General features: G+C 33.7%; 5 protein-coding genes. All 5 read left to right on the top strand.

The annotated features are described in order from the left end of the window. The first annotated feature begins 22 nt into the window (after positions 1 to 22). Positions 23 to 5,137 (top strand): hypothetical protein, encoded by a 5,115-nt coding sequence (locus tag V1T75_RS10535; protein ID WP_330488504.1) that lies wholly within the window; start codon positions 23 to 25, stop codon positions 5,135 to 5,137. Then, the gene (locus V1T75_RS10530; protein WP_330488503.1) at positions 5,137 to 6,945 is read left to right on the top strand and encodes a contractile injection system tape measure protein; all 1,809 of its coding nucleotides are present in this window, start codon (positions 5,137 to 5,139) and stop codon (positions 6,943 to 6,945) included. Before V1T75_RS10535 ends, V1T75_RS10530 begins: the two co-directional genes overlap by 1 nt. 24 nt (positions 6,946 to 6,969) lie before the next feature. Then, positions 6,970 to 8,628 (top strand): eCIS core domain-containing protein, encoded by a 1,659-nt coding sequence (locus V1T75_RS10525; RefSeq protein WP_330488502.1) that lies wholly within the window; start codon positions 6,970 to 6,972, stop codon positions 8,626 to 8,628. A gap of 65 nt (positions 8,629 to 8,693) precedes the next feature. Continuing rightward, entirely contained in the window at positions 8,694 to 8,981 is a 288-nt protein-coding gene (locus tag V1T75_RS10520; RefSeq protein WP_330488501.1) for a hypothetical protein, read from the top strand. 23 nt (positions 8,982 to 9,004) lie between these two features. Beyond that, the gene (locus V1T75_RS10515) at positions 9,005 to 13,408 is read left to right on the top strand and encodes an eCIS core domain-containing protein (RefSeq protein WP_330488500.1); all 4,404 of its coding nucleotides are present in this window, start codon (positions 9,005 to 9,007) and stop codon (positions 13,406 to 13,408) included. Positions 13,409 to 13,417 lie beyond the last annotated feature (9 nt).

The following is a 13,417-nucleotide window of genomic DNA, read 5'->3' as shown; positions in this document are numbered from 1 at the left end:
ACACAGCCAAAACATAATACGTATGGAAACGACTAACCTAAAATTAAAAGAAATTACAACTGAATATAGCAAGTTCAATGCTAATCAAGTATTAACAGAAACACAATTAAATGCATTTATTGATTATTTCGATGATCAAAACCGTTTATCGAGGTTAGGCTTAAGTGGTGTTGGTTTAGTATGTGGTTTTAAAGTAATACCCAAGTTTACCATAGATAAAACTGCTGTTACAAGTATTGAAATACTGCAAGGGGCTTCAGTAACTACTGATGGAGATTTAGTTCAGTTTTTTGATTTAATAGAAGAAAACCTACCATCAAAAACATTTTCATTCTATAAAAAGTTTGAAGATACTGATGGGAATTACGAACGTTTTAAAAACTCTCAAGATAAGCAGTATAACTTATGGGAATTGCATACAGAAGAAGAAGAGTCGTACACCAATTTAGTTGAGTTTCCTGAGATACAAAAAATGGCTGTTTTATTGTATCTAGAACAGTACGCAAATGAAGATGAATTGTGTAGTAAGTTGACATGCGATAATCAAGGGATTGAACAAATTAATAAGCTGCGAGTATTACTCGTGAGCATTGAAGATTTAGAAGCGATTGCTGCCAAAGATGCTATATTTTTAAAGCACAATTGGTATAAAATTAACCATGAGTTACCAGTGGTGGAAGCAAGAAGAGTGGTGTTAACTGAAAATAATACGCAAACATTTGCAGAGTTAAAAGCGCAGTTTGATAGTGTTGTTAAAGATGAAAGTATTAGTGTAGATTTAATTGCAGGATTTGATACCATATTTTCAAAATTTCAAAAACCATCCATAGCTACCAAACTAAAAGCATTGTTTAGTTTTAGTTCGTTGGCGGTTCCATTAGATTTTCAGTATCGATATGATGCTATAAAGGATATGGTAGACACTTACAATGAAATTAAAGAACTACTGCTACATATCAATGTAAATTGTTGTCCGAGCATAGGTGCTTTTCCAAAACATATTATGTTAGGAAAATTGAAGCAAACGGAAGATTACCCAGAATTACGTCACCGATTCTATAAATCAACGATTGTAGGTCAAGAAAATGAGAACCTTCAAAAAGTACAATTGTTAATTAGTAGAGCAATTGCTATTGTAACTAATTACATAGGAAAAATAAAATCTGATGAAATTGTTATCACACCATCGCAAGCATATAGTCGTTTGAGCGATAAAGCAGTTCCTTTTTATTACAATGTTTCTTCACAGTTTTTAAAGAATTGGGACTTTAACAAAACAACAAACTACAGAGCCAACCAAAACTTAAGTTATCATAAAGAAAACCTTTCGAACTCTTTAGCCATTCAAAAACCATTATCATACAATATTGATAAAAATGACTTTTACAGAATTGAAGGACATCAAGGGAAAATGTATCGAGATGCCCTAGCAAAAATCTTAAAACTTAAAAAAGATAACGGTTTGAGTTTTGATGTGAAAACACTTTCTATCAATGCTACTGAACAAATTATTAACATCAACAATTACGAGTGTGAGTTTGAAGATTTAAAAATGTTATTGAACGCATGGAGAGCTGAACAGAATTGTATTTTATCAGAAGTAAGTAAAACATTTTCAGCATTCAAACTAACCAATCCAAAAGTTAATACGGTAGTTGATAAAGTTGAAAAATTTAGAGATAAAACAGCGGTTCTAGATAAGGAACCAATTAAGGAAGAAATTCCACAAGTAAAAGAGTATGTGAGTAGAATGGATGTGCTTTCTAAAGAAACAAATATAAAGGAAGACTTTAGGTATAAATACGATATTGGAGCCAAAGAATACAGTAGGTTTTTAGAAGAAGAAAACATAGTTAAAGAGAGCTTAACTAAAGAAGACGATTCTCTTGGGACTTTAATAGAAAAAGTATTTGATACAAATAAAGATGGATCGGCTAGTGACATTATTGTTCAACTCAATAAAGAAACCGAGGTAATAAAAGAAACGGCAGTATGGAAAGAAGAACCTACGCTTAGTGACTTCATTTTAACAGATTTAACCGAAACCTTGGTTCATGCATATATATTAGATACCAAAGTACCATTATACATAAGAGACATAGATAATTTAGTGTTAACCAACTATAAGTTAACCATTGCTGAGTTGTGTAAAAAAGTAAAAAGTTTGCAGGCTAAATATAACAGTACTACACTAGAATTGTCTACTAAGCAAATTTTAGGATTGTTAATTAACCAATTATCTATTGTTTGTTGTTCAGGAAAAAAGCTAGAAACATTACTAGCTGAAATAGAAAAGAGAAAGAAAAAAATACTCGGAAGAATACAACTTTCAGAATTTGTAAAACAACATCCAGGACTTGAACATAAGGCAGGAGTTGTTCCAGGAGGAACCTTTGTAATGGTGTATGTTACCGAAAATGCAGCTGATAAAAATACATTTGATGAGGTAGTAATAGATGTTGTATTTAAAAATCAACCAATTTTATCAGATGTCGGATTTATAAAAGACGAGTTCTTAGCTTCTAAAGAAGCTTTTTTAGAAAAAGAAGTATTGTATAAAAATGGAGGAGTAATCAAGTTATGGGATAAAAGTTCAACAATTAACTTTTCATTTGTAGATGGAAGTTATTTTAACCTAAAAGACAGGCTGTTTTTTGAACAAGATGTTGTATTGGTTGGAAAAACATTGGCAGAAACAGTAAATAATTTTACAGCATTCTTAAACAGAACTTGGTTTAGAGCGGGAGTATCTAAAGTTCTTAAGGCAGAAGAAACCAAAATGTACAAAGACGGATCGGTTGGAATGCGTATTACGATTAAAGATCATTTAGTACCAAAAGGAGAATACTTTTTCCAGATATACAATCCTGTTGTTTTAGAAACAACCAAACGATTGTATTTCGACGAAAATGAAGTGCTTAGTGAGAATGAAACATTAAAAAACACCGTGGTAGCAGATTTTTCTTTACCCTATATGTGTTGTTCAGATTGTGCACCAGTTAATTTTATAATCCCTAAAGAACCACCGTTTTTAAGCTTACCAGTAAGCACCATTTGTTTGCAAAAAGAAACTGTAATAGAACCGTTAATTTTTACTGTCAGACCTGTGGATGGAGAAGTAAAAGCAATTGTTCCTGAAGGAGTAATATCAGGAGTATTTAAAGATTCTGAAGATGAAAAATGGAAAATAGATGTTGCAAAAGTTGATAAAAGTTTATTAGGTAAACCGTTGAAGTTTACAGTAAACGATGAGCCTACAGATTGTGAGCTTACAGTATATCCAGCATTAGAGTTGTTGGTTGAAGTAGAACAACCTATTGAATATAATGAAGATAAATCTAAAGCCAGAGTAACGTATGTATTACATTGGAAGGATCCTGATATTGTTAGTGCTGATTTCTTTAATAATATCAAGTACTCTTGGGATTTTATGGGAGATGGTACAAGAGTAGAACATGCACCTATAAATAATAAAGTTTTCCATAACTACACCTTACCAATTAATGATATTAATAATGAGATAAACCCAGCATTAGAAATTTCATTAGGACCATGTTCAAAAGAAATTCCTATAAGCCCAATAAAGTTTGACACTTTAACACCGTCAGAGTTGGCTATCGAACCATCATACTGTATCGATTTTACTAAAGAAAAAATAGCAAGAATACCATTTACCAATGTTAATGGAACAATAACTATTGTTGGTGGGGCTATAAAAGGACTAACGATTGAGAATAATGAATTGGTTATTGATGTAGCCACTTTTGAAAGTTATGATCAAATTATTGAGTTTTTAGAAGACGGACAAACAACAAATGCAAGAATAACGATTCATGAAGTTAAACAAATAAGCATTTCTGAACGAAGCGAATCGAGATTTATATGGAAAGATGGACAATTATTTTATGAAGCAGCTTTTGAGGCAATACTTCCAGAAGGTGTAAAACCCGAAGGATTAAAATTTAATTGGAGTGTAAATAGCATTGAGTCGGATACAGAGTTGTTCAATCCTCAGTTATTAGTCAAAGAAGGTGTAGGGAACTCATACACGATAAAGTTAATGATTACTGATGGCAACGGATGTTTTTCTAAAGCAGATTTTACAAAGAATATAGCCTTCCCAGAGTTTACAATAAGCTTACCAAACACCACTTTTTGTTTAAGTGATAAAGAGTCTTATCCTGTGGTTGTGAGACCTCAATTTGAAGGGGTACAACTAACAGGAGGAAATGTGAAATTGAACGAAGAAACTAAAGTATGGGAATTTGTGCCAGCCAATTCAGGGTTAACAGCTTCGGGGACTGTAAGTATAAGCCTTGTAGGAACTTTTGTTACACAGACTATTAATTTAACAGCAACACCACAAGCAAGCTTTACACATAGTTTTGATTCAGAAAAGAGAATATTATCCTTGACAAATACTTCTGAAAAAGGAGATAAGTACGTTTGGATAATTAACGGAGTAGAAAAAGAACCACAAGTAAATAGAATAACCATAACCGAAGATTTAAGCAATTTTGAGGATGATATAGTAGAAGTTTCATTAATAGTAGCAAGTGAGTGTGGAGAACATACCGCTACAGAAATGATAGAAATAGGTAAAATACAAGATAAGACTTGTGAGGAGATAAACCAAGGAGAAATTGAAAACTATTATACGTTAAATAAGTTTAGTATAAGTGATGGAGGTAGCGGTACTAATGTTAACATGATTGTGGTAGTTCCTACCAATGATTTATATACCGAAATTATAACCGATGAAAAGAGTTCTTATTTAAAAGGAGACAACAACAACCAATTAAGGGAAATGTTTTCTAAGCTACTTGTCAATACATCAAAATTACTTGTTGAAGATGTTGAAAATAGAACATTGCTTACAAGGTATTTTAGAGCAGAAGTAAGGTTGTTTTTAAATATTCTTCATTGCCAAGCCCCCACAGTTTTAGAGTCGGATGAAAACCGAGGAATTATCTTAGAACTGTTAGAAGTTATAGATAGTGCTTTTATCTTTTTTAAAGAAAATCAAATAAAAGTAGCGAATGAAGAATTCCTACAATTTTTAAAGGAATTTACAACAGAAGTTCAAGCAGCATATATTTCTGAGTTTATAAATGAAAAATTAATAGAAAACGTATAATGGTAGCTAAAGAACATACCATTCATAAAGTATTTGTCGAGGTAAATACAAGAAGTAAAAAGACAGCAGAAACGTATAAAAACTCAATAGAGAACTTTTTACAGGAAGAAGTATTTCCGGCAATAGAGAACTATTTTAATTCTCAGGAAATTGAAAGTAAAGTTTTCATTCAACAAATAGCAAACTTAAAAATAGAAGTTGATATAGCGAATAGTAACAAATCTATAACTAGCAATAGTGTAAAGCGAGAAATAAAAGAGCAACTTATAACAAAGTTAAAAGCTGTTTTTAAAAAACCAGAGTTGCATGAGGTAACAATAAAAACAAGGACTATATCAGAATCTAAACTAGACACTTTTTTTTACTTTTTGGAACACGGAACAACAGCTTGGTGGAACCAAAAAGAAGAAAAAACGTTTACAAAAAAGAGGCTGTTTGAAATAACTGAAAATTCAAGTTTTGAGAGGAGGTTTTTAATGTCTTTAAAAAACCCTGTGCAAAGAAAGCGATTGATACAACAGTTTAAAACAGAGGAGTTGGACCTGTTGTTTTTAGGTGTTTTTAATAAACCTGAGGAATACAAGGCATTTTTGTTGACAATTAAAAAGTTTGATTTTACTTCTTTTAAAATAAAGAATAAAGTATGGAATATCTTTATTAATGCCTTATTAAATAAAGATTTTTCAACAATAACAAAAGATGTTCAAGAGGCTATAAAAATCTTAAAACAAACCAATAGTTTTTATAACGAACAAGAGGAGTTAGTGAGTTTTTTAAAACTCCTTATTTCAAAAAACAACACACTTTCCACTCAGTTTAATAATGAAAAACGAGAAAGAAGAGATAGCGGAAAAATAGAAAAAAATACCACTAATACAAGCAATATAAGTTTTGCAAATGTAACAAGAGAAAGAGAAAAGAGTAACATAGGTAATATTGATGAGTTTACTAAAACAAATTCTGATATTGAAACGAGAACTCAAGATTTAAATACATTACACAATAAGTGTTCTGTTGAAAATAAAGAGCAAGAAGCACAAAGAAATATTAGCCTGCTCAATGAAGTGAAAGGGGTAAAAAGCCAAAACAAAAAAGAAAAGTTAAAGAAACAACTCCCAATAAATAAAAATCAAGAAGAAAAACAAGAAGAATTTAAAACAGAAATGAAACTGGAGAGTAAGGTGCTTAAAAAGGACGATGCAAGCCCAATAACACAAAAGTTAAAAGAGGAAAAAAGAGCAGATTACCAAAGAAGACATCAAGAAGCATTGAAAAATACTTTTTTGGTTAAAAACGAGGTTGCTAGTGAGTTTAAATCTCACCTTGTTAAAAATGTGGGATTAATTTTATTACATCCATTTTTAAAGCAGTTTTTTAACTCATGTGGTTTTCTAAACAAAGAGAATAAAATAATCAAACCACATCAGGCGGTACACTTGTTACACTATGTAGCAACCAAGAAAGAGCAGCAATTTGAAAATAACTTAGTCTTTGAAAAATTCTTATGCAACCTGCCCATACAAAGCTCTATTGAAAGAAATATAGTTTTGGATGATGAGCTTAAAGAAAAGTCAGAAGAATTATTAAGAGCAGTACTTCAAAATTGGTCAGTATTAAAAAAATCTTCAAATGATTTACTGCGGAATGAGTATTTACAAAGAGAAGGTAAGTTAGACTTAACGAAAGATAACCCTACGCTAACAGTTGAAAGAAAAACACAAGATATTTTATTAGATACCAAGCTTCCATGGAACCTTAGTTTGTGTAAGCTTCCTTGGAAGAAGGAACTAATCTTTACAAATTGGTAGCGTATCACTAAAACTTTAGAAGTCATGTTTAAAAGAGATAAAAAACCAGAACCTACTGTTACAGAAAATGATCAAAAAAAGAACCTTTTCTTTCAGCCAAAACTAGCGTTTGGTAGGCAAGGTGATTCATATGAAGTAGAAGCAGATAAAATGGCAGATAAAGTGGTAGGAAACACTCACGAATCTAATGCTATTCAGCAGAAAGAAGAAGAAAGTGAAGTTCAGCAAAAATCGTTAGCTACTGAAATAAGTCCTTTAATACAAAAAGCTGAAGCATTAGAAGAAGAACCTGTTCAAAAGCAGGAGGAGGAGGAAGCGGTACAAAGTAAAGAAGAGGAAGAGCCCATTCAAAAGCAGGAGGAGGAGGAAGCGGTACAAAGTAAAGAAGAGGAAGAACCCATTCAAAAGCAGGAGGAAGCAGCAGCGGTACAAAGTAAGGAAGAGGAAGAGCCCATTCAAAAACAGGAGGAAGAAGAGACCGTGCAATCAAAGACCGAAAACAAGGGGGCAACACCCAATAAATCTTCTTTTGAAAACAAATTGAGAGGGGGCAAAGGAGGTCAAAAAATGGATGCTGAAACATTAGGAGAAATGGAATCGGGATTCGGAGCTGATTTTAGCCGTGTAAACATCCACAACGATTCAGAAGCGGCTCAAATGAACCAAGAAATAGGAGCGCAGGCATTTACGCATGGAAATGATATTTATTTTAACGAAGGGAAGTACAATCCAAATTCTAAAGGCGGAAAACATTTGTTAGCACATGAGTTAACACATACCATTCAGCAAAAAGGAATGGTGCAAAAGAAAATTCAAAGAAAGAAACAACCTAAATCAAGTAGGTTTAAGCACGATGAAAATATCAGTAAAGCATTAAATAATTCCAAGTATATTAAGTTAGGAAGTACAGGCATACAAGTAATCACTTTACAAAAAGCTTTACTAGATGCAGGTTATACCCTAACAAGTGGCGTTTCTGGAACTTTTGATAAAGGAACGGATTTAGCGGTAAGAAAATACCAGAAAGACAATAAGTTGCAAGTTGATGGGATTGTTGGTCCCGAGACAATGGGGCATTTGGATAATAATTTTGCGGCTACAACAATCACAAACCGCTATACGAATTGGTATAAAAAGCAACGTAAGCTATACAAAAGTGAAGCGAGTTTTCCTTTTCATGTGAAAATCATGAACTTCTTTTATAAATCACGTAATTTTCACGTAATTCAAATGTTAAAAGACAAAGGATATACAATTAAAATATTTACGTCAGCATATGATTTTTGGAAAGATATAAAAACAGGAAAAATAACAAAAAGTAACTTAAGTAAGAGGTTAAGAGGAAATACAGAGAAGCATACAAATACAATAAGGTTGAATGCAAACTTATCAATAGAAGATGCTGCAATGACATTATATCACGAGTTACATCACGCCTATAGTAAAGAAACGGATTATTTAAAACAGGAAATAGAAGTTAGAATTTTAACAGAACAATTTGCGATAGATAATAACTTACCAGAAACAGGTAAAAATTACAGAACAAAAAGCAATGAAGTAAATAAAAAGTATATAGAAAATCAAATAATGTCTTCCTCACATTATAACCCAAAGGGAAGAGTAAGAGTAAAAAGAACTTATGGAGGAGAAAAAATTGTAGGACCTTGGATTGTACCAAAATAAACATATTTAAATATGTACTAGTACTCTTTACATTAACTATTAACTGTACACATAAAAAGCAAGAGATGATTAGAATTAATGCACAAATAGAAAAATTCACTCAAAATGCACAAAGAGATTATTATGAGGGAGGGAGCGCCCAGAATTTTCATGCTGTAAGATTAAACATTAGTAAGCCTAAAAAACTTTTGGGATATAAGTTTACAGTTTTGATAGAATCAGGTAAAGAGTTTGATGAAAAATGGAGAAAAGAGAATAGCTTGCTATCTTTTGAAATAGAGCCCCTATTGTTAGAAGATCATAATTTTTTATTCTTTGAAGCAGCTTTAGAAAATATAAAATGGGAAAAATAATAGAATAGTTAATTAAAACAAGGATGTTTTCACCACAAAACCAACATACCACAAAACCAACTTCTTCAAAATATACTGGAGGGAAAAACTTTATTCAACCTAAATTAAATGTTGGAAAACCAGGAGATACATATGAGGTAGAAGCCGATAGAGTCGCCGATCAAATTGTAGCAAAAGGAAAAGAAACTCCTAATTCTTTCTTAACACCAACGATTCAAAAGAAAAATGAAGAGGAACTTCAAAAGCAAGAATCAAACGAACAAGAGGTTCAGCAAAAACCATTGGTGGACACTATAAGTCCAGTAGTACAATTAAAATCAGAAAATTACCTTCAAAAGCAAGAAGAAGAACTACAACAAAAAGAAGAAGAGGATGTGCAAATGATGGAAGAAGAGGAAGTAGTTCAGCATAAAGAAGAAGAGGAGCTACAAAAATCTCCCGAAGAAGAGATCCAACCTAAACAAGATACATCTGAAACTTCATTTGTTGGAGAAGTAATCCAGCAACAAACCGAAGAAGACATTCAAGAGAAAGAAGAGGATGACATTCAAGAAAAAGAGGAAGAAGAAGTACAACAACTACAAATGTCGGGAGGAGATGATACTTCTTCACTAGAAAGTAACTTAAGTAACTCAAAAGGAGGAGGAAATTCGTTACCTAGTAGCACTAAAAATGAAATGGAGTCAGGTTTTGGAGCCGATTTTAGTGGGGTGCGTGTTCACAACGATAGCAATGCGGTTCAAATGAACAGAGAATTGGGCTCTCAAGCATTTACCAATGGAAATGACATTTATTTTAATGAAGGGAAATACAACCCAACCTCCGAATCAGGAAAACACCTATTGGCACATGAGTTAACACATACCGTACAACAAGGAGCATCATCAGCCGCTAACAATGTTCAAAAATCAGGAGGAGAAACGGGTACAGAAACCTTAGTAGCACCCACTCAAGCACTAGATATAACAAATGGATTACAATTATCTGACGACTGGTTAGCCTATATTGAACAAGAATCGAGAACGCGCAATTTTGAGGTAGCTGTCAAGATTGGAGAACGTTTTACGGGAACCATTAGAATAAGAAAGTTAGGAAGACCCGCAGAAGGAGAATCGCAAAAATTTGAATTATCAGACGGCAATGATTATCTGGATGTTCGTGGAATGTCATTTTTAAATCCCTTGAGAGATGCAGGCGTATTTCCTGTATTGGTATTGCGCAATTTTGGAGAAGAACAAAATACGACAGGTTTTTTAAGTGTTAGAGTAGGAGAAGAAGTGGTACCGGATGTATTGGGTATTATCCAGAAAATTAACCAGAATCTAGAGGCAATGAGCTTCTTAGGTTTGAGTCCGATTGAAGTTGCCGAAGGTTTAGAAAACCGATTCGAAAATGGTGGACTCAATTTTAGAGCCAATAATTTATCAGCTAATATAGATGGCTATATAGAAGCAACAGGAAGTTTAGGAATCACAGATTCTAATTTAAGCTTTGAACTCAATTCAACCGTAGATATTGCTGGGTTAGCCTCTGGAGAATTCAATGTAGCCAGAGGAGCTGATGGAAAGTTAAGCGGACAAGCAAGTATTGCTGCTGATATAGCCAATGTAAGTGCTTCTTTAACTGTAGAATATGATGATGGTGCTGTAACTATTCAAGGTACGGGTAGGATGAATTCCGATAAATTCTCTGGAGAAATTACCCTGTTAGTAACCGATGCAACACGTTCTCGACAAATGATGCACGCTGCATTAGGCGTTGAAAGTATGGATCAAGAAGCCGAAGCTCCTGCAAATCAAGAACAGGTAACTACACCAAAAACGAAAAATAATCAAGTACTAGCTGGTTGGGGTGAAGTACAAGCAACTATAACACCTTGGTTAGAAGGAACGGCAAAAGTAGGAATAGACAATGAAGGCCATGTTACCATTGTCGGTGAAATTATTGTTCCAAATGAGATTGAGTTAATGGAGCAGCGTGGAAAGAAGGTCGATATTTTTGAAGTTGAAATACGAGCAGGATATGGAATTCCATTAGTAGGCCAAGTGTTTTTATTTGCGAGCATAGGAATGTTTGCCAATGCAGGTTTTGGTCCTTTAGTATTAAAAGATGTAGGTTTTACAGGAACCTATTCTACCGATCCATCCGTATTGCAAGAGTTTAATATTACAGGAACGTTGGGTATTAATGCTTTTGCTGTACTTGGATTAGAAGCCGAAGCAGGTGTGGGAGTTACCTTAATAGGACATGATGTAAAAGCAGGAGTAAATGTTACGGCTGCGGCTGGACTACGAGCGTATGCAGAGGCTACACCAACTTTTGAATATAAAGAGGAAGCTTCTCCAGAAGGAGGAAAAGTAGGAGAATCACGATTAAAAGGACATTTTGAAGCTGCAGCTCAACTATTCTTACAATTATCAGGAGCTTTATTTTATGAACTAGATAGTCCATGGTGGTCACCTGCACCTGATGGGAGAGAAGAGTTTCCATTAGGAGAGGTACAATACCCTATTGGAGATAGTTTAGGAATTGGAGCCGATGTAGATTGGTTAGTAGGAGGAGAAGAACCGCCAGAATTAACCATGTCTCCTGTAGAGTTTGACCCTGATAAGTTTACTGCCGATGTTATGGCAGATCCGCCTCCACGGAGCATGGGAGATAGCGAATCGAGTCCTGAAGGAGAATGGCAAGGAGAAAACACAAATAGCAATCAAACAGTAAATCCTGAAATAACAGGTGAAGGAGAAGGGTTACCACCTGGTAGAAGAGAAGAAGATTTAAGTGCTCTTTCTGAAGAACAAAAATACATGCGTGCTTTAGACGAATTGTCTCAAATGGAAAATGCGAATCCAAAACCTACAATCGGAGTTGTGGAAGATAAAATAACAGCTGTTAAACGCAGGTATGGAATTCGTAGAATTCAAACTAGAAATGAAGAAACAGAAAGTGTTGCTGTTTATGTAGAACATGGAGAAGAAAACAATGGAAGGCATTTGTTACAAATACCGTTAATGAGTGAGGCCGAAAAAAGAGAACTAATTAATGAAGGATTGCGAGCACTCCATAGAAAAGAAGGAGAAAAAGCAGAAGAAGGAAAGATAAGCAGGGCAGAGGCCGAGGAAGTAGCGACAGAAATAAATGCTGAATTTGAGGTTTTTACTTCCGTTAGCGTTACAGATGGAGAGGATAGTTGGGATTATATTTATACGGCTAGTCCTCCTAAAAAAGAGGAATCAAATTTGACTAAAGAAGAGGTGGAGGAGACAAATGGTGAATCTGAAGAAGGAGTTGAAGAGTTAGAAAAAAAGCCTAAAATTTTAGACCAAGTTGGAAGTAAAGTTACGGATGACAATGACGAAATATTACCTGAGTTTAAACAAAAACTCGGAGATCATGCCGATAATAAATTAAAATTTAAAGATAGAGATAGAGAAAATCAAGCTTATCAATTTATGTCAAATACGGGTAAAATTAATAAGGTAAGCTTTAGAGGTAAAACCAACCCTTTACCCACCTTATTTATTGATGGGAGTGATGTTGAAGAAAATTATGCAGACCAAGGAATTTTAAAAGAAGGAGCAAGTAAAAATTATAAAAAGCCCCATGGATTTTACAAACCCGATAAGATAAAAATGACATATGATAAAGCATCAAAAAAATATTTAGCAGAGTATTCAACCAAGCCGTACTCTGGAGAAGATAGAGGAGACGACAATCCGAAATTTAAAATTGAAATTTCTTATGGAGAAGTTGCCGAAAAAAGCAATGATGTGGTAGAAAACAGAAGTGTTTTTGGAGATAATTTAGTATTCAAACCAGAAGGAAATCCTAGAGGAACTACAGATAGTGCTAGCAATGGTTTTGACAATGCTCATCTAATAGGAGATCGATTTGGAGGGTCTGGTAAAAATTCTGCACTAAACATTTACCCTTCTTCTCCTGATTATAATAGGAAGGCAATGTTAGGAGTTGAAAATAAGATGGCATCAATTTTTTCTAACCCAAGTATTTCTTCTTTCGACTTGAATGTTTCTGCAAACATAAAACATGAAAAAGGAAACAACTTAAATCAGTTGTTAGAACAAGAGTTTACTGAAGACAATCCCAATTTTGACCCTCAAAGATTCAAGGGCTTAGAAGAAGAAGAAGTAAAAACAAAATTAGTTAGAGTATTACAAAAAGAGATTAATGCAGATCTTAAAGAATTACCAGGGCAGTTTTTAAATGTTTTTTATAACAGTAGTGGTTATGAATTTACCGAAGAGCAAATGGTTACAGATCCAAATGATGAAGCTTATAAAGAAGATTTTAATCAGCATACTTTTGATGATAAAACAGCCAGATTGGGAATTGATAGTGGTTATGGGAATATCATAAAAGACCATCCAGCAATGCAAGACGAGACTCAAACAGAAAGTGCCTCTTAAAAAGAAACG

Source organism: Tenacibaculum sp. FZY0031, from assembly GCF_036350695.1.
In the GTDB taxonomy this organism is placed as follows: Bacteria; Bacteroidota; Bacteroidia; order Flavobacteriales; family Flavobacteriaceae; genus Polaribacter.
Note: the sequence above shows the minus strand (reverse complement) of the source record. Positions and strands in the feature narration are given on the sequence as shown.